The organism is Halomonas caseinilytica (assembly GCF_001662305.1).
In the GTDB taxonomy this organism is placed as follows: domain Bacteria; phylum Pseudomonadota; class Gammaproteobacteria; order Pseudomonadales; family Halomonadaceae; genus Halomonas; species Halomonas caseinilytica.
In genome coordinates this window covers 319,443-336,461 of record NZ_BDEP01000016.1, presented here as the reverse complement: position 1 = coordinate 336,461, position 17,019 = coordinate 319,443, and the positions used below count along the sequence as shown (strand labels likewise).

Below are 17,019 nucleotides of genomic sequence, written 5' to 3'. Positions count from 1 at the left end.
GGTGTCAGCGGCACTCCTCATGGCCGATTGAACGCTCATCCGATGCCTGGGCGGCCAGGATACGGCCGGCCAGGGCCAGATCTTCGGGATGGGTGATCTTGAGATTGTCGCGCCGTCCGGGGACCAGTCGCGGCGCCAGCCCCAGGGCCTCCACCGCCGAGGCCTCGTCGGTCACGGTCACGCCCTCGGCCCGGACTCGTGTCAGGGCACGACGCAGCACCCCCAACCGAAACCCCTGGGGCGTCAAGGCGTGCCACATGCCCGCGCGATCCTCGGTCCGTGCCACCCGGCCGGCACCATCGTCCCGCTTCATGGTATCGGCCACCGGCGCGGCCAGCAGGCCGCCGACGGGGTCGTCATCCACCACGGCAAACAAACGGGCCAGATCACCGGCATCCACGCAGGGTCGCGCGACATCATGCACCAGGACGAGTGCCTGCTCATCGCCCTCCTCGGCCACGATGGCCTCCAGGGCATTGATCACCGAGTCGACACGTTCCACGCCGCCGTCGACTCGGCGCCAATCGCGGAACGGCACCCAGGCGGGATTGAAGTGGCTGTCATCGGCATCCAGGCAGAGACACAGACGCGCCTCGGGAAAGGCGGCGTGAAGGCGAGACAGCGTATGCGAAAGGACGGTTCGCCCGCCCAGCGTCAGATACTGCTTGGGCCGATCGGCGCCCATGCGACGTCCGCACCCCGCGGCGGGCACCACCAGCCAGAGCGTCGGCGTCACTGAGCCGCCTCCCCATCGCCCGCATCGGGCACCCAGAAGAACTGCTCGTCGCTGCGCACCATGCCCACTTCATTGCGCGCACGCTCCTCGATGGCGTCTAGACCGGTCTTGAGGTCCACCACCTCGGCCGCCAGGCGTTCGTTGCGCGCCCTCAAGGGCGCATTCTCGGCCTCCAGGCGCTCCACGCGCTGCCCTACCTCGGCGAGCTCGCGCACACTGCCTTCGCCCAGCCACAGGCGATACTGCAGCAGTACCAGCAGTGCCACGAGCACGACGGCCAACCACTTGAGCATGCGAGAATTCCGTCAACAGATTGCAATGGCGGCATTATGCCATCTTCCCCCGCCGGCCTCACCCACGAAACGGCAAGGCACGCTCTGCCGCCTCATGGTAGGCCACCACATGGGCGCTTTCTTCTTCGCAGAAGCGCGCCACGCCATCCCGCAGACGAGGATCCGCTATATGGTGCAGCGATGTCAGGCGGCGTGGGGCGAATCCTCTCGTCAACTTGTGCTCTCCCTGAGTGCCGGGATCAAACAGGGTCCGCCCCGTTGTCAGGCAATGCTCGATGCCCTGGTAATAGCACGTCTCGAAATGCAGGCTATCCGCCACCACCTCGCTGCCCCAGTAACGCCCATAGAGGGTCCGGGGCCCTTGCAGGCACAATGCGGCCGCCACGCGCCGCCCCTCCAGACGAGCCTGGACCAGCAACAGGGATTCGGGCAGGTCACGACGCAGCCGGTCGAAGAAGGCTTCTCCGAGATAGCCCCGCTGCCCCCGTTCCAGATAGGTGATCTGGTAGCACTGGAAGAAGTGAGCCAGATCCTCGTCGCCGATCTCGTGGCCCTCGAGGCGATGCAGGGTAAAGCCTTGTTCGGCAACCCGTCGGCGTTCACGGCGAATGGCCTTGCGACGCTTGGACGTCAGGGTCGCCAGGAATCCATCGAAGTCACCGAATCCGCGATCCCGCCACTGGAACTGCACCCCATGACGAGGAAGCAACGTCGGGCACGCCTGTCGCCAGGCATCGACCTCGGCCTGCTCGGCGAACAGTAAATGCCAGCTCGAGACATCGCCCTCCTCCCAGGCTGCCGCCAGCCGACACCGCGCCTGCAACGGATCGACGTCGTCGGCCAGCAGCAGGCGAGACCCCGGCACCGGCGTGAAGGGAATGGCGCTGAGGGCCTTGGGATAGTAACGCCCTCCGGCACGCTCCCAGGCCTCCGCCCACGCCCAATCGAAGACATACTCGCCAAACGAGTGATACTTGAGATAATGAGGCAAGGCGCCAACCAGTTCTTCCCCTCGCCACAACGTCAGGTGGCGGGGCACCCAGCCGGTCTCCGGCGTCACGGCCCCGGTATCCTCGAGGGCAGAAAGGAACTCGTGGCGCAGGAAGGGATCGTCATCGCCTGCCAGGGCGTTCCAGGCCGCTGCCGGTATCGCCTCGATGGGGGATGGTTCTCCAAGGCATAATCGGGTCATGGCGTCTCCAGGCATGGGGCGGGGCGGCTGACAAGCAACCGACGCAACGCCTACATTGTGCGTAGCCCCGTCCTCACTCGCCACCCCGCCGGCTATCGGGAAGCGGCATCAATAACCTCATCCTTTTGGGTAGAATAATTACAAAAACAGCCAAAAAAGCCCTATCATGGCCAAGTGACTCGCGATATTTTTGTTAAATTTACCAAAATTTCTTTATAACGCTGCCGAGGTGCCCCATGGCCCAAGCCCCCACGCCCCTCAACGCCACCGTCCAGCAAGTCACCGAGCGCATCCATGAGCGCTCGCGTGAACGCCGCGCCCTCTATGAACAGCGCATGGACGATCAGCATCGACGCGGCGTGCACCGTGCCGAGCTTTCCTGCGGCAACCTGGCCCACGGTTTCGCCGCCTGCGGCACCGAGGACAAGAACGCGCTGAAGATGCTGAACAGTGCCAACCTGGGCATCATCTCCGCCTACAACGACATGCTCTCCGCTCACCAACCGCTGGAGACCTTCCCCGAGACCATCAAGTCGGCGGCCCGTGCCATGGGCTCCACCGCCCAGTTCGCCGGCGGCGTACCAGCCATGTGCGATGGCGTGACCCAAGGACAACCGGGCATGGAGCTGTCGCTGTTTTCCCGCGACGTCATCGCCATGGCCACCGCCGTGGGTCTCTCCCACAACATGTTCGATGCCGCCCTGTATCTCGGCGTGTGCGACAAGATCGTCCCGGGGCTGTTCATCGCCGCGGCGCGCTTTGGCCACCTGCCGGCGATGTTCGTGCCCGCCGGCCCCATGCCCAGCGGCCTGCCCAACAAGGAAAAGGCTCGCATCCGCCAGTTGTTCGCCGAAGGCAAGGCAAGCCGTGAAGACCTGCTGGAAGCGGAGTCCCAGTCCTATCACAGCCCTGGCACCTGCACCTTCTACGGCACCGCCAACTCCAACCAGTTGATGATGGAGATGATGGGCCTTCACCTGCCGGGCACCTCCTTCGTCAACCCGGGCACCGAGATGCGCGAGGCGCTGACCCGCTTCGCCACCGAGCAGGCGATCCGCAACACCGAGCCCGGCGGCGACTATCGCCCCTTCTACCGGCAGATCGACGAGCGCGCCATCGTCAATGCCGTGGTAGGCCTGCTGGCCTCCGGCGGCTCCACCAATCATACCCTGCACCTGGTGGCCATGGCCGCGGCGGCGGGCCTCACCCTGACGTGGGAAGACTTCACCGACCTCTCGGCAGTGACGCCCAGCCTGATGAAGGTCTATCCCAACGGCCAGGCCGACATCAACCACTTCCAGGCCGCCGGAGGCATGAGCTACCTGTTCCGCGAGCTGATCGGCGCCGGCCTGATCCACACCGACATCCCCTCGGTGTTCGGCACCGACATGACCGCCTATACCCAGGAACCCTTCCTGGAAGACGGCAAGCTGGTCTGGCGGGAAGGGCCGGAGAAGAGCCTGGACGAGGCAATCCTGCGTCCGGTGGCCAATCCCTTCACGCCCACCGGCGGCCTCACCGTGCTCGACGGCAACCTGGGGCGCGGCGTGATCAAGGTCTCGGCGGTGGAAGAGGAGCACCGCGTGGTCGAAGCTCCGGTGCGGATCTTCGAGGACCAGAACGAGATGAAGGCAGCCTTCGACGCCGGCGAGCTGGACCGCGACGTGATCGCCGTGGTGCGCTTCCAGGGCCCCAAGGCCAACGGCATGCCCGAGCTGCACAAGCTGACGCCCTATCTCGGCGTGCTGCAGGACCGCGGCTACAAGGTGGCACTCGTCACCGACGGGCGCATGTCCGGCGCCTCCGGCAAGGTCCCGGCAGCTATCCACATGAGCCCCGAGGCACTGGACGGCGGTCCGTTGTCGAAGCTGCGCGACGGCGACATCGTGCGCCTGGACGCCAACGCCGGCACCCTGGAGGCCAAGGTGGACGCCCATGTCTGGGCCGAACGCGAGAAGCATGTCGCCGAGCTGGACCATTACCACGTAGGCCTCGGTCGCGAGCTGTTCTCCGGCTTCCGCCATCTGGCCATGCGCGGTGAGGAAGGTGCCGGGGTCTTCGGTGGCTTCGAGGCCGACGACCTCGCCCGCCAGCAGGGCCAGATCCACGACGAAGACGCCTGAGATGCCCCATGACCCGACCCGCATCGAGTGGCGGAAAGGACACTTCCACGATGCCCCGGCCCGCGTCCGTCGGAGGACCTTGTGGCGAACGGCGGTACCGCCCCACTCGCGCGCGACGACCTGACGATACGAGTTCACGATGACCCGACCCGCACTTATCGGCGACATCGGCGGCACCAACGCCCGCTTCGCGTTGGTCACGCCGGGCGCCTTTGCGCCCCACGACATCCAGAGCCTGCCCTGCGCCGACTACCCCGGCGTCGTCGAGGCAGCGCGCGACTACCTGAACCGCGTCGGCGCCACCGGAGACCTCGCGCCCCGCGAGGCCTGCCTGGCCTTCGCCTGCCCGGTCCACGGCGAACGGGTGGTGATGACCAACAACCACTGGGACTTCACCAAGACAGCAGTTCGCGAAGCCCTGAACCTCGACCTGTTCAAGGTCATCAACGACTTCATGGCCCAGGCACTGGGGGTTCCCCACGTCGATGACGACGAACTGGTGACCCTGCAGGAAGGCACGACGGCGCCACACGCCACACGGCTGGTTATCGGTCCCGGCACCGGGCTCGGCGTGGCCGGGGTCTTCCCCGGCCGCCAAGCCTGGATCCCGCTGCCTACCGAAGGCGGTCACGTGACCTTCGCCCCCACCGACGAGCGTGAGCAGAACCTGCTGCGCTACTTCCGCAACCGCTATGGCCGGATCTCGGTGGAACGCCTGCTCTGCGGCCAGGGGCTGCTGGACCTGTATGCCGCCCACTGCTCGCTGAAGGGTGCCCATCCGCGCTACCAGGCCCCTGCCGAGGTCACGGAAGCGGCCAGGCGCGACGACCCCGTGGCACGTGATACCCTGCTGCGTTTCCTGAAGATCCTCGGCGACGTCAGCGGCGATGCCGCGCTCACCATCGGAGCACGTGGCGGTGTCTACCTGTGTGGCGGCATCTTGCCACGCCTGCTGGACTGGTTGCCGGATAGCCGCTTTCTGGAAGCCTTCGCCGCCAAAGGCCGGATGAGCGACTACACCGCGGATATCCCGGTGCATGTGGTAACCGCCCCCTGGACGGGCCTGCTGGGCGCCGCCGAGGCCCTGCACAATCCAGAGGTCGAATGACCCTCGAGGAGGTCGAATGATTCCCGAAACGCTGCGCGCCCTGCTGGACGCCACCCAGGGTCAACGCCGCGCCGAATGGGCCGGTCGCGAGGTCTGGCTGGCCAACGAGGCCTGGGGTGAGCTCGCCGTTTCGCTTCAAGGGGCCCAGGTCCTGCACTATCAGCCTTGGGCGCCCGAAGCCACGCAAGCACACGCCACCACCTCAAGCCCGGACCAGCGCGAAGACGCCCTGGTGCCCGGCGGCTGGTTGTGGGTCACCCCAACGCCTCAGGAGCGACCCGGCGCGATCCGCGGCGGCATTCCGTTGTGCTGGCCCTGGTTCGCCGACGAACACACCGCCGACGAGTCCTCCGACCGCTCGGGACCCATGCACGGCCCCGCACGCAAGGCTGACTGGCGCCTCGACGCCGTGGACGAGCACGAGGAAGGCGTGGAGCTGCACCTCAGCCCGCTCGAACGCCTGCACAGCCAACTCATGCCTCGTGCAGTGATCCAGGCCAACGCCCAGCGCCTGCATGTCGAACTGATCACCGAACACACCGGCGAGACACCGGTGAAGATCACCGGCGCCCTGCACAGCTATCTGGCGGTAGACGATGCCTTCGCCTGCCGTGTCGAAGGCCTGGCGGGCGCCCGCTACCTCGACAAGCTCCAAGACTTCGCCGAGAGCGAGCAGCAAGGCGAACTCGGCGTGCGCAGCGGCATCGACCGTATCTACCACAGCAACGCGGAGACATGGCTCGACGACGGCCAGCGGCGCCTGCGCATCGCCCGCCAGGGCAGCGACTCCGTGGTGGTATGGAATCCGGGCGACACACCACCCGCCGATACCTCGCTGGCGGCCGCACGGCGCTTTTTGTGCGTCGAATCGGCCAACACCCGGCTCGACCCGGTCTGGCTGGTGCCCGGTGCCCAGCACCTGCTGGGCACGACCCTGTCACGAGCGAGCTGACCGCGCCGGCCTTCGCCCTAGGCCGCAGGATCGTCAGACACTCGCCACCAACAACCACAACCAAGAGGGATGCGTCCGATGCACCGACTGATCGCCTTCGGCGAGGCCCTGGTCGACATGCTTTCCAGCCGACTGGGCGATGCCCACGAGGGGCCGGAGACCTTCACGCCCTACGCCGGCGGCGCTCCGGCCAACGTCGCCGTGGCCTGCGCCCGCCTCGGCCTGCCGAGCCAATTCCTCGGCATGCTCGGCGAGGATTACTTCGGCGACTTCCTGGCTCGTGAACTGGCCGCCCACGGCGTCGATGTCTCCGGCGTGCGCCGTACCCGCGAGGCACGCACGGCACTGGCCTTCGTCTCGCGCGATGCCGACGGCGAGCGCACCTTCGATTTCTATCGTCCGCCCGCCGCCGACCTGCTGTATCGCCTCGACCACCTTCCCGCCGGCATCTTTGGCGAGCCTGCCCTGCTCCACCTGTGCAGCAACAGCCTGACCGAGCCGACCATCGCCGACACCACCCTGGCCATGGCCAGCATGGCCCGACGTGCCGACTGCCTGGTCAGCGTCGATGCCAACCTGCGTCACAATCTCTGGGCAAGCGGCGAGGCGGAGATCAGCCTGGTCACTCGGCTCCTGGATAGCGCCGACCTGCTCAAGCTTTCCACCGATGAACTCGATTACCTGCGAGCCGAACACCCCGAAGACGACTGGCTGGCCGAACGGCTGGCGGCCGGCGTCAAGGTCATCGTCATCACCGACGGGCCCGGCGAGGCACGCCTCAGGCAACGGGACACCGAAATGCGCCTCGCCCCGCCGCCGGTCCAGGCAGTGGATACCACGGCCGGCGGCGACGCCTTCATCGGTGGCCTGCTGACCCGGCTCGCCGAGCACTACCACGACGACTGGCATCGCGACACCGCCCTGCTGGAGGACGCCCTGGCGTTCGCCTGCCGCTGCGGCGCCCATGCGGTGGCCCGCCCCGGCGCCTACTCGGCCCTGCCGACCCGCAACGACCTCGATTGAGCCAGCCGGCTCGAAGGCCGGCATCTGGCCTCGCTCCTTCCAAGGCCCATCGGCCCCGAGTCTCGAGTTGATCGCCACGCCATGAGCAAAAAAAAGCCGGCCCTGTGGGCCGGCGAGAAAAAGACAGCATCAGGCTGCCGAGAGAGAGCAGGTAACCACCGAGCATGGCTCAGTGGTGAAAACGTTGGGCCGCTTCCTTGGCCAGTTCACGGATGCTGTTCCAGTCCTCGGCCTCGACCAGCGGTGCCGGCGTCAGCCAGGAGCCGCCCACGCACATCACGTTCTTGAGCGCCAGGTAGTCATCAGCGTTCTCCAGGGTGATCCCTCCGGTGGGGCAGAAGCGCGCCTCGGGAATCGGCCCTGCAAATGCCTTGAGCGCCTTGACGCCGCCACTGGCCTCGGCGGGGAAGAACTTGAAGCGGCGATAGCCGAACTGCCAGCCGATCATCAGTTCGGACACGGTGGCCACACCGGGCAACATCGGGACCGGGCTGCTCACGCCGTGGCGATACAACGCCTCGGTGGTCCCCGGCGTCACCACGAAGTCGGCGCCAACCTGCTCGGCCTGACGATACTGCGCGGGCGTCAGCACGGTGCCGATGCCGACGCTGGCCTGGGGAAGCGCCTCCTTGATGCGTTGCGTGGCTTCCAGGGCACAGTCGGTGCGCAGGGTGACCTCGAGCACGCTTAGCCCCCCTTCGACCAGGGCTGTCGCCAGCGGTACGGCATCTTCCACGCGCCGGATAGCCAGCACCGGAATCACCTCGGCCTTGAGGCAGATGCTGTCGAGTTCGGTGGTCCGCGTGGATGGCAGTTGCTTATCGATGGTCATGTAATTCTCCGTGATGCGGGGCCGGTGACGGGTTGACTCAAGGGGCCCAGTAGATACCCAGCGGGCTGGCCAGGAAGGCACGAATCGGCAGCGCCCGGGTGTCATCGCCGGCGAGCGCTTTGCCCAGAACATCGCGCTTCGCCTCGCCGGTGATGTGCAGGAAGTGTCGATACGCCTGATGCAGCCTATCGGCACTCAGACTGATACGCGGTTGCGGCTGGCTGGGCGTGCGCACCGCCACCACAGGCTCGGTGGTGGAAAGCGCCAGATCCAGCTCGCGACTGTCCGGAAACAGCGAGGCGGTATGACCGTCGCCGCCCATGCCCAGCACCACGGCACTGGCCGGCCATGCCAGGCCACCGACACGTTCGGCCACCTCGGCCGCGCCCTCCTCGGGCGTGGCGGCATCGCTGGTCAGGGGCACGAAGCACGCCCGGTGCGCTTCGCTGCGCAGGAGATGCTCGCGTACCAGCCGCGCATTGCTGTCGTCATCGCTCTCGGCCACCCAGCGTTCGTCGGCCAGGGTCACCTCGACGCGAGACCAGGGCAGCGGCATCTCCGACAGGGCGCGCAGGAAAGGGACCGGCGTCGAACCGCCGGACACCACCAGCAGCACTCGCTCCCGCTGCGCCAGATCGGTTCTCAGCGCCTCGGCCACGGCTTCGGCAAGCTGTAGCGAGAGTCGCTCGCGTGGCGCCTGATCGCGTGTCATATCAGTAATCCTCATACCAGCTACGACCATCCTGGGTGATCATGGCGATCGAGGCCACCGGCCCCCAGGAGCCGGCAGGATAGCGTCGCGGCAATTCCTCTCGCGACTGCCAGGCATTGATCAGGCTGTCGCACCACTGCCAGGCATGCTCGACCTCGTCGCGACGCACGAACAGGTATTGCTGTCCCTTCATCACTTCCAGCAGTAGACGCTCATAGGCATCGGGAATCCGCGTCTTGGCAAAGGCACTATGGAAATCCAGGTGCAGCGGCCCCGGGCGCAGCCGCATGCCCTTGTCCAGGCCGCTATCCTTGGTCAGTACCTGCAGGGCGATTCCTTCATCCGGCTGCAGACGGATCACCAGCTTGTTGGCGGCCAGGGCACGCTGATCGGGGTCGAAGATGTAATGCGGCTGCTGGCGGAAGTGAATGACGATCTGCGAGAGCTTCTCGGGCATGCGCTTGCCGGTACGCAGATAGAAGGGCACGCCGGCCCAGCGCCAGTTGGCCACCTCGGTCTTCATCGCCACGAAGGTCTCGGTGTGGCTCTCGGTATTGGCGTCGGGCTCCTCGAGATACCCCGGCACGCGAACGCCATCGCTGGTGCCGGCGATATACTGGCCACGCACCACGTCGCGACCGAGCATGTCGTCGGTGAACGGCTTGAGCGCCTTGAGCACCTTGACCTTCTCGTCGCGAATGGCGTCGGCATCGAGGTTCGCGGGCGGATCCATGGCAATGAGGCAGACCAGCTGCAGCAGATGATTCTGCACCATGTCGCGCAGTTGGCCAGCCTGATCGAAATATCCCCAGCGCCCTTCGATGCCGACCTTCTCGGCCACGGTGATTTCCACGTGCGAGATATGGTTCTGGTTCCACTGGGTGCCGAACAGCGGATTGGCAAAACGCAGGGCAATCAGGTTCTGGACGGTCTCCTTGCCCAGGTAGTGATCGATGCGATAGATGCGCGATTCGGGGAAGACCGCACCGATGGCGTCATTGATCTCGGCAGAGGACTCGAGGTCATAGCCGATGGGTTTCTCGACCACCACGCGGCTGTGCTCGTCAAGACTGCCACTTTCCTGGAGATAGCGGCAGATATCGCCATAGAGGCTGGCGCCCACCGCCAGGTAGACGACCATGGGGCGCTCGCCCGCATCCTGTCGCCATTCGCGGATGCCGGCATAACCTTCGGGCTGGGTAGCGTCCACACAGCGATAATCGAGCCGGGCCAGAAAGCGCTTGAGCACCGAGCGATCCAGCTCCTCGGCATCGACGTACTCCTTGAGCGCCGCCTCCACGCGAGACCTGAAGCCCTCGAGGTCCACCTCCTGTCGTCCCGCACCGAGCAGCCGCGTGCCCTTGGCCAGGAGGTTTTCCCGGTCGAGCTGATACAGCGCGGGGTACAGCTTGCGCTGCGACAGGTCGCCCAGCGCGCCGAACAGCACGAAATCGACCTCCGTTCCGACGGCATCGGAGGACCGCGCCGACCGGGACCGCGTGTCTTGACTCATGTCCGCCCCCATCTGGTTAACTTACCAAAATATTAGCGCAAGCGAGCGCCAATCACCAAAATATTCTGTAAATTTACTACTAAAGGCAAAACGCTCAGTGAACGCCCCGCCACTGACTATGGCCTCCCCTGAGGCTCCCGCGCTAGGATACCGACCATCATGTAGTTAAATCACCACCTGGAAAGTACTGCATAGATCGCCGAGCGGTGTCAGGCATGGACGCGGAGGCATTCGTGCAGTGCTTCCTCAAGTCAGGGCATTGGCCCGCCATCATGGAGACAACCTTGCCCATGGTCAGTCACGATCTGCTGGACCGCATCCGCCGCCGACTCGACGAACTCAACCGCTCCGAGCGCAAGGTCGCCGACGTCATCCTCGCCGATCCAGGCTCCGCCACCAGCATGAGCATTGCCAGTCTGGCGCACGCCGCCTCGGTCAGCGAGCCCACGGTCAACCGGTTCTGCCGCAGCTTCGATGCCAAGGGCTATCCCGACTTCAAGATCAAGCTGGCACAGAGCCTCGCTGGCGGCACCCCTTACGTCAGCCAGGCTGTGGAGCCCGGCGACAGTGCCGAGGGTTATACCAGCAAGATTTTCGGCGCCACCATCGCCGCGCTCGACCTGGCGAGACGCGAAACCGATTCGGCTCGCGTCGAGCGCGTCGTCGACTATCTCACCCAGGCCAAGCAGTTGCACTTCTTCGGCCTCGGCGCCTCGGGGGCCGTGGCCCAGGATGCCCAGCACAAGTTCTTCCGCTTCAACATCCCCGTCTCGGCCTATATCGATGTCCTGATGCAACGCATGGTCGCCGCCGCCTGTCATACCGGCGATGTCGTGGTCGTGCTCTCCTACACCGGCCGCACCCGCGAGCTGGTCGACATTGCGGCCCAGGCCCGCAACAACGGTGCCATCGTGCTGGGCATCACCGACCCGAACTCACCGCTGGCCGACCAGTGTACCGAAATCCTCGCCGTGAGCGCCCCGGAAGACACCGACCACTACATGCCGATGACCTCGCGCATGATCCAGCTGGCGCTGATCGACGTCCTGGCCACCGGCGTCACCCTGAGGCGCGGCGAGGACTTCCTGCCCCACCTGAAGAAGATCAAGGACAGCCTGAAGGAAACCCGCTACCCGGCTTCTCGCTGATGGGGCGCCGCTTGCCAAGTCGCCGGCGAGCCACAACAATGGCGGCCTCTTTCCCATCAGGAGACCGCCGATGCGCTGGATCGCCGCGACTGCCGCCGCCCTGGCCCTGCTCGCCCAAGGGGTTCAGGCCAACGAGACCTTCCGCTTCACCGCCATTCCCGACGAGGACCAGTCGCGTCTGATCGAGCGTTTCTCGAAGGTCGCCGACTATCTCGAGGCGCAACTGGACGTCGAGGTGGAGTACGTGCCGGTGAAATCCTACGGCGCCGCGGTCACGGCCTTTCGCAACGATCAGGTGCAGCTCGCCTGGTTCGGCGGCCTCTCCGGCGTTCAGGCCCGTCGCCTCGTCCCGGATTCCCGGGCACTCGCCCAGGGCAAGGAGGACGCCGAGTTCAAGAGCTACTTCATCGCCCACCGCTCCACCGGCCTGGAAGCCACCGACGAGCTGCCGAGCGACATTCGCGACCTGAGCTTCACCTTTGGCTCGAAGACCTCGACGTCCGGCCGGCTGATGCCGGAGCACTTCCTGCGCCAGCGCTTCGACGAGCCGCCCGAAGCGATCTTCTCGCGGGTCGGCTTCTCCGGCGACCATTCGCGCACCATCGCCCTCGTCGAGTCCGGCACCTACGAGCTCGGCGCGGTCAACTACGCCGTCTGGGAGGCGGCCGTCGAGGATGACCGCGTCGATACCGACAAGGTCGAGGTGATCTGGTCGACCCCCAGTTACCCTGACTACCAGTGGACCCTGCGCGGCGATGCCGACGAACGTTTCGGCGAGGGCTTCGGCAACCGGGTTCGCGATGCCCTTCTGGCGATGGACGACCCCGAGCTGCTGCAGAGTTTCCCGCGCTCGGCCTTCATCCCGGCCGACAACGCCATGTACGCACCCATCGAGCAGGTGGCGGAATCGCTCGGCCTGCTGCGCTGACATGTCGGAACGCCATGCCCCGCTACTGGCCCTGGAAGGCGCCGACCTCGGTCATGGGGACCGGGTGGTGCTGCCACGCCTGAGCCTGGTGCTGCATCCTGGCGAGCGCGTCGCCCTGCTCGGTCCCAGCGGCGCCGGCAAGTCGACGCTGCTGGCGGCCCTGCGCGCCCGGCTGGGCGATGACGTCGCCTGGTGCCCTCAGCACCACGGCCTGGTGCCGGGGCTGGCGGTGTACCACAACATCTACATGGGGCGTCTGGCCGAGCATTCGGCCCTGGCCAACCTGTGGAACCTGGTGCGCCCCTTGCGTGGGCCCTGGCGGGAAATCGCCGAACTCTGCGGGCAACTCGGCATCGATGAGCTGATGCGGCGTCCGGTGGGGCAACTGTCCGGCGGCCAGCGCCAGCGTACCGCCATCGGCCGCGCCCTTTACCAGAGGCGCCGCCTGTTCCTCGGCGACGAGCCGGTGGCCAGCGTCGATCCCCACCAGGCGCTGCGCCTGTTGTCGCTAATCGATGCACAGCACGACACCTGCGTCGTCGCCCTGCATCAGCGCGAGCTGGCACTGTCGCATTTCGACCGGGTCTGGGGACTGCGGGATGGCCACCTGGTGCTCGACGCCACCACCGCCGAGTTGACGCTCGACGACCTCGACGCTCTCTACCCCGATGCCGGGGCAAGCGCCGCTTCCGACACGCTGGCGGCGGCATCACAGCCCCGTCCACTGCCCTGTTATCGGGGGCAAGCGTGACCGTGACGCCACCCGCTCGCCCCTTGTGGTTCACCGGCGACGCCCTGGGGCCCCGACTGGCCCGCCACACCCTGACACTGGTGGCGCTGGCGCTGCTTCTGCTGCCCCTGGCGGACCTGTCGATCGTCACCCGGGACCCATGGGCGGAACTCGCCCGAATGGCCCAGGGGCTTGCCTGGCCGGCCTGGGGCGCCGTGGAATCGCCCTTTCATGCCCTGGGACTGACCATATCGGTTGCCCTCTGGGGAACCCTGGCCGGCGTGGTGCTCGGCTTTCCCCTGGCGTTGCTCTTCCATAGATCCCGGTTGATCCGCTCAGGCTGCGCCTTCCTGCGCGCCATCCATGAACTGTTCTGGGCCCTGCTGTTCCTGCAGGTATTCGGGCTCTCGGCCCTGACGGCCCTGGCCGCCCTGGCCATTCCCTATGCCGGCATCTTCGCCAAGGTCTATGCCGAGATCCTCGAACAGACGCCCAGGGCACCCGTCGATGCCTTGCCTCCCGGAGGCAGCCGGCTCGTGCGCTTCGTCTACACCGAGTTGCCGCTGGCCTGGCCGCGACTGGTCGCCTATACCCGCTACCGCTTCGAATGTGGCCTGCGCGCCAGTGTGCTGCTGGGCTTCGTCGGCCTGCCGACCCTTGGATTCCAGCTTGAGACGGCCTTTCGCGAAGGTCGCTACCACGAGGCTGGCGCCCTGCTCTGGCTATTCTATCTGCTGATCGCCAGCTTGCCCTGGTGGAGCCACCGGCGGCTGTTGCCGGTGCTGGCCATCGGCGGCGCCTTTCTGCTCGGCCCCTGGCCCTCGGTGGATGGCGCCTTGCTGTGGCGCTTCGTCAGCCAGGACATCTGGCCGCGGCCACTGCTCGAATGGGACTGGCCGGGACTCGCCAGCTGGTTGACGCGAATTCCCGATCTGGCCCCGGCCATCGGCAACACCCTGCTGCTCGGCCTGCTGGGTACGGTGGGTAGTCTGCTGGTGGCCCTCGCCATGTGGCCCCTGGCCAGCCGTCACTTCGGCAATCGCGTCTCGCGCCTGGCGGGCAGCGGGCTACTGGTTCTGCTGCGCTCCACCCCAGAGCTGATGCTGGCGTTCATCTTCCTGCTGCTGCTGGGCCCCTCGATGCTTCCGGCCTGGCTGGCGCTCGCCCTGCACAACGGCGCGCTGATCGCCTTTCTCATCGCCCGCCATGCCGACAGCCTGACACCCGGCATGCCCAACCTGCCCGTCTCGGGCCGCCTGGCCTACGAGCTGCTTCCACGCCTCTACCCGAGCCTGCTGGCGCTGCTCTACTACCGCGCCGAAGTGATCCTGCGCGAGACGGCGATACTGGGCATGCTGGGCGTGGCCACCCTAGGCTATTACATCGACGAGAACTTCCAGTACCTGATGTTCGACATCGCCTTCTTCCTGCTGCTGGTGACCGCCGCGCTCAATATCGCCGTGGATGCGCTGTCGCGACGGTTCAGACCGAAGGAAGCACCGTTGGACGTGCCGGGCATGGATTAGGTGTATAGTCCCGGGAGGCGCCGCTTCATGTCACAAGCGTTGAGGGAGTGGCCTGCTGCCGCCGGAGCGCAGCGATACCTCACTGCTTGCCCTTCACCAAGGCAGTGACGGTGATCTCCACCTTCAGCTCGTCGGCCGGCATCGGGGCACAGACGCAGGTACGCGCCGGGGCGTGCCCTTCGGGCACCCAGGCGTCCCAGACGGCGTTCATGGCGGCGAAGTCACTGCCTTCCTTGAGGTAGATGGTGGCCGTGAGCAGGTGCTCGCGGTCGGAGCCGATCTCGGCAAGCAAGTCGTCGACGCGGGACAGCATGCTCTCGGTCTGGACGGTGATGTCACCGTGGCGTGCCTCGGGGCCGGCCACCTGGCCACACAGGTAGGCGACGTCATTGTGGATGACGGCACGGCTCATGCGTGCCTTGGTGTCATGGCGCTGGATACTCATTCACGTTTCTCCTGGCAATGATGGATAACAAGGCATGTTACCCCAGGCAATCGTGAAAAAGCAGCGAGACGCACCAGATCAATCGGCACATTCGATACACTTCAATGCCAACGGGTCCCACGTCAGACGCTTGGCCCCGATCCACTCGCCACACTCGATGCATTCGCCGTACTCACCACGCTCGATTCGTGCGAAGGCGGCGGTGATCCGGCGCAAGGAGAGCTGGCGTCGCTCTTCCTCGGCCTTGGCCATGGCCTGGCCCTGCAGGGCATCCATGCGCGAAAGGCGCCCCACCGAGGTCTGGTCCAGCATCACGGTGTCGCGCGACTCCTGGCTGGCCTCGCTCTGCGCCTGCAAATCGGCTCTCAGCTCATGCAGCCGCGCCTCGACGGCCGCCATCTCCAGTTCGGGGTGGTTCATGATCGTCTCCGGCTGATATGCCGCGTCCAGCCTCTCGCCCGATGAATGATATCCTGCATGGTCTGGCGATCGGGGACACATCTGTCATCCTGCCATCTCGCTGCCGATATCGCATTCGCCGTTTCAGGGAGGAACGTCATGGGGTACCGCACCCTCCTGCGCGACCACCATGGTCTGCTGAGCATCGCCTTTCTGGCCCTGTTTTCCTCGAGTCTTGGCCAGAGCTACTTCGTCGGCCTCTTCCAGGCGCCGATCTCAGAACGCTTGGCTCTCAGCGCGGGCCAGTTCGGTACCGCCTACTCGCTCGTCACCTTGATCGCCGGCTTTGCCATGCTGCGTCTCGGTCCCAGCATCGACTGGATATCGCCGCGCCGATTCGCCCTGACCATCCTTGCCGCACTGTTGCTCGGCGTGCTGTTGCTGACGCTGTCGCCCTGGTGGGGCATCGGGCTGCTGGGCCTTGGCCTGGTGCGGTTATGCGGCCAGGGCATGATGTCCCATCTGGGCAATACCCTGGCCGGACGCGAATTCACGACCATGCGCGGCCGCGCCCTCGGGCTCGCGGGAATGGGCATCATGCTGGGCGAGACCCTGCTGCCCCCGGTGATCGCGGCACTGCTGGTGTGGCTCGGCTGGCGCGAGCTGTGGTGGCTGTTCTGCCTGTTGCTGGCCGGGCTGTGGATGCCACTGCTGTGGCGCGGCAACTGGCCCCAGGCGCCGGGCAAGCGGCCGGACCGTACCCGACGCCACGACGGCCCCCGCCCTTTTCGCGAACGTCGCTTCTGGCAACTGCTGCCCTTGCTGATGATTCTGCCGGTCACCATGACGGGCCTGTTCATCTATCAGGCACGGATGACCGAGGACCTAAACAGCAGCCTGGCGATCTATGCCCTGGCGCTGACCGGCATGGGCATCGCCAAGTTACCCGGTGCGCTGCTCGGGGGGCGGTGGGTCGACCGCCTGGGCCCGGCACGAATGGCGAGGCTGTATCTCCTGCCCTATGTAGTGGCGCTGCTGATCGCCATTCTTCACGGTGGCAACGCTGGCGTCTGGGCCTTGATGGTCGGTGGCGGGCTTGCCATGGGGGCGCAGGAATCCATCGCCACCAGCCTGCTGGTGAGGGTCTGGGGCGCCGACCATCTGGGCACGCTGCGCGCCACACTGACCGCCTGCATGGTTTTCTCCACCGGCATTGCTCCCGCGATCCTCGGCGTGGCCCTGGATCTCGGCGCGTCCTTCACTCAGGTGCTGGTCGGCATGCTGATCCTGCTGGCCAGCGGTTGGGCCATCGCCCAGCCCGTGCTGGCTACCCCGGAAGCCCGGGGCAGCTGACACGCG

17 protein-coding genes are annotated in these 17,019 nt (G+C 66.2%); 9 read left to right on the top strand and 8 right to left on the bottom strand.

Features of this window, described 5'->3' with window-relative positions; genetic code table 11:
• Positions 1-4: 4 nt before the first annotated feature.
• The 3 genes from ispD to A9O65_RS11525 are packed head-to-tail and all read right to left on the bottom strand — an operon-like array spanning position 5 to position 2,221.
• Positions 5-736, bottom strand: a complete 732-nt coding sequence (gene ispD / locus A9O65_RS11535) for a 2-C-methyl-D-erythritol 4-phosphate cytidylyltransferase (RefSeq protein WP_073292084.1) — start codon at positions 734-736, stop codon at positions 5-7.
• The gene (gene ftsB, locus A9O65_RS11530) at positions 733-1,029 is read right to left on the bottom strand and encodes a cell division protein FtsB (RefSeq protein WP_064699500.1); all 297 of its coding nucleotides are present in this window, start codon (positions 1,027-1,029) and stop codon (positions 733-735) included. The genes ispD and ftsB overlap by 4 nt, the downstream gene beginning before the upstream one ends.
• Positions 1,030-1,087: 58 nt before the next feature.
• Positions 1,088-2,221, bottom strand: a complete 1,134-nt coding sequence (locus tag A9O65_RS11525) for a GNAT family N-acetyltransferase (RefSeq protein WP_082920000.1) — start codon at positions 2,219-2,221, stop codon at positions 1,088-1,090.
• 236 nt (positions 2,222-2,457) lie between these two features.
• Here A9O65_RS11525 and edd point away from each other — a divergent pair, with 236 nt between their 5' ends.
• From edd to A9O65_RS11505, 4 genes are all read left to right on the top strand, one after another.
• Positions 2,458-4,344 carry a phosphogluconate dehydratase gene (gene edd, locus A9O65_RS11520; protein WP_064702166.1) on the top strand — a complete coding sequence of 629 codons (1,887 nt, stop codon included), beginning with the start codon at positions 2,458-2,460 and terminating at the stop codon, positions 4,342-4,344.
• Between the two features lie 139 nt (positions 4,345-4,483).
• The gene (gene glk, locus A9O65_RS11515) at positions 4,484-5,452 is read left to right on the top strand and encodes a glucokinase (protein WP_064699503.1); all 969 of its coding nucleotides are present in this window, start codon (positions 4,484-4,486) and stop codon (positions 5,450-5,452) included.
• Between the two features lie 16 nt (positions 5,453-5,468).
• Positions 5,469-6,404, top strand: a complete 936-nt coding sequence (locus tag A9O65_RS11510) for a D-hexose-6-phosphate mutarotase (RefSeq protein ID WP_064699504.1) — start codon at positions 5,469-5,471, stop codon at positions 6,402-6,404.
• A 78-nt stretch (positions 6,405-6,482) separates the two neighbouring features.
• Positions 6,483-7,427, top strand: a complete 945-nt coding sequence (locus A9O65_RS11505) for a carbohydrate kinase family protein (protein WP_064702165.1) — start codon at positions 6,483-6,485, stop codon at positions 7,425-7,427.
• A gap of 169 nt (positions 7,428-7,596) precedes the next feature.
• On the opposite strand, the gene A9O65_RS11500 is transcribed toward A9O65_RS11505, so the two are convergent.
• The 3 genes from A9O65_RS11500 to zwf are packed head-to-tail and all read right to left on the bottom strand — an operon-like array spanning position 7,597 to position 10,484.
• On the bottom strand, positions 7,597-8,259 hold the full coding sequence (locus A9O65_RS11500) for a bifunctional 4-hydroxy-2-oxoglutarate aldolase/2-dehydro-3-deoxy-phosphogluconate aldolase (RefSeq protein ID WP_064699506.1): 663 nt from the start codon (positions 8,257-8,259) through the stop codon (positions 7,597-7,599).
• 37 nt (positions 8,260-8,296) lie between these two features.
• Positions 8,297-8,971 (bottom strand): 6-phosphogluconolactonase, encoded by a 675-nt coding sequence (gene pgl, locus A9O65_RS11495; RefSeq protein ID WP_064699507.1) that lies wholly within the window; start codon positions 8,969-8,971, stop codon positions 8,297-8,299.
• Position 8,972: 1 nt separating this feature from the next.
• Positions 8,973-10,484 (bottom strand): glucose-6-phosphate dehydrogenase, encoded by a 1,512-nt coding sequence (zwf, locus tag A9O65_RS11490; RefSeq protein WP_064699508.1) that lies wholly within the window; start codon positions 10,482-10,484, stop codon positions 8,973-8,975.
• A 290-nt stretch (positions 10,485-10,774) separates the two neighbouring features.
• Between zwf and hexR the strand changes: the two genes are divergently transcribed.
• The 4 genes from hexR to A9O65_RS11470 all read left to right on the top strand — a co-directional run bounded on the left by hexR (position 10,775) and on the right by A9O65_RS11470 (position 14,816).
• Positions 10,775-11,632 carry a transcriptional regulator HexR gene (hexR, locus tag A9O65_RS11485; RefSeq protein WP_064702203.1) on the top strand — a complete coding sequence of 286 codons (858 nt, stop codon included), beginning with the start codon at positions 10,775-10,777 and terminating at the stop codon, positions 11,630-11,632.
• 70 nt (positions 11,633-11,702) lie between these two features.
• Positions 11,703-12,560, top strand: coding sequence for a putative selenate ABC transporter substrate-binding protein (locus A9O65_RS11480; protein ID WP_064702164.1), 858 nt, complete (start codon positions 11,703-11,705; stop codon positions 12,558-12,560).
• A gap of 1 nt (position 12,561) precedes the next feature.
• Complete coding sequence (locus A9O65_RS11475) at positions 12,562-13,311, top strand: ATP-binding cassette domain-containing protein (protein WP_064699510.1); 750 nt, start codon at positions 12,562-12,564, stop codon at positions 13,309-13,311.
• The gene (locus A9O65_RS11470) at positions 13,308-14,816 is read left to right on the top strand and encodes a PhnE/PtxC family ABC transporter permease (protein ID WP_254783076.1); all 1,509 of its coding nucleotides are present in this window, start codon (positions 13,308-13,310) and stop codon (positions 14,814-14,816) included. Before A9O65_RS11475 ends, A9O65_RS11470 begins: the two co-directional genes overlap by 4 nt.
• A gap of 79 nt (positions 14,817-14,895) precedes the next feature.
• Here A9O65_RS11470 and A9O65_RS11465 read toward each other — a convergent pair whose 3' ends face one another.
• Both A9O65_RS11465 and A9O65_RS11460 read right to left on the bottom strand, forming a co-directional pair.
• Positions 14,896-15,261, bottom strand: coding sequence for a RidA family protein (locus A9O65_RS11465; RefSeq protein ID WP_064699511.1), 366 nt, complete (start codon positions 15,259-15,261; stop codon positions 14,896-14,898).
• A gap of 78 nt (positions 15,262-15,339) precedes the next feature.
• Positions 15,340-15,681, bottom strand: coding sequence for a TraR/DksA family transcriptional regulator (locus A9O65_RS11460; protein ID WP_064699512.1), 342 nt, complete (start codon positions 15,679-15,681; stop codon positions 15,340-15,342).
• Positions 15,682-15,819: 138 nt separating this feature from the next.
• Between A9O65_RS11460 and A9O65_RS11455 the strand changes: the two genes are divergently transcribed.
• Positions 15,820-17,013, top strand: coding sequence for an MFS transporter (locus tag A9O65_RS11455; protein ID WP_064702163.1), 1,194 nt, complete (start codon positions 15,820-15,822; stop codon positions 17,011-17,013).
• Positions 17,014-17,019: the final 6 nt, after the last annotated feature.

Excerpts from the sequence above, each read along its gene's own strand:
- ftsB (WP_064699500.1), bottom strand. The coding sequence starts at position 1,029 with ATGCTCAAGTGGTTGGCCGTCGTGCTCGTGGCACTGCTGGTACTGCTG.
- A9O65_RS11525 (WP_082920000.1), bottom strand. The coding sequence starts at position 2,221 with ATGACCCGATTATGCCTTGGAGAACCATCCCCCATCGAGGCGATACCG.
- edd (WP_064702166.1), top strand. The coding sequence starts at position 2,458 with ATGGCCCAAGCCCCCACGCCCCTCAACGCCACCGTCCAGCAAGTCACC.
- glk (WP_064699503.1), top strand. The coding sequence starts at position 4,484 with ATGACCCGACCCGCACTTATCGGCGACATCGGCGGCACCAACGCCCGC.
- A9O65_RS11510 (WP_064699504.1), top strand. The coding sequence starts at position 5,469 with ATGATTCCCGAAACGCTGCGCGCCCTGCTGGACGCCACCCAGGGTCAA.
- A9O65_RS11505 (WP_064702165.1), top strand. The coding sequence starts at position 6,483 with ATGCACCGACTGATCGCCTTCGGCGAGGCCCTGGTCGACATGCTTTCC.
- A9O65_RS11500 (WP_064699506.1), bottom strand. The coding sequence starts at position 8,259 with ATGACCATCGATAAGCAACTGCCATCCACGCGGACCACCGAACTCGAC.
- pgl (WP_064699507.1), bottom strand. The coding sequence starts at position 8,971 with ATGACACGCGATCAGGCGCCACGCGAGCGACTCTCGCTACAGCTTGCC.
- zwf (WP_064699508.1), bottom strand. The coding sequence starts at position 10,484 with ATGAGTCAAGACACGCGGTCCCGGTCGGCGCGGTCCTCCGATGCCGTC.
- hexR (WP_064702203.1), top strand. The coding sequence starts at position 10,775 with ATGGTCAGTCACGATCTGCTGGACCGCATCCGCCGCCGACTCGACGAA.
- A9O65_RS11480 (WP_064702164.1), top strand. The coding sequence starts at position 11,703 with ATGCGCTGGATCGCCGCGACTGCCGCCGCCCTGGCCCTGCTCGCCCAA.
- A9O65_RS11475 (WP_064699510.1), top strand. The coding sequence starts at position 12,562 with ATGTCGGAACGCCATGCCCCGCTACTGGCCCTGGAAGGCGCCGACCTC.
- A9O65_RS11465 (WP_064699511.1), bottom strand. The coding sequence starts at position 15,261 with ATGAGTATCCAGCGCCATGACACCAAGGCACGCATGAGCCGTGCCGTC.
- A9O65_RS11460 (WP_064699512.1), bottom strand. The coding sequence starts at position 15,681 with ATGAACCACCCCGAACTGGAGATGGCGGCCGTCGAGGCGCGGCTGCAT.
- A9O65_RS11455 (WP_064702163.1), top strand. The coding sequence starts at position 15,820 with ATGGGGTACCGCACCCTCCTGCGCGACCACCATGGTCTGCTGAGCATC.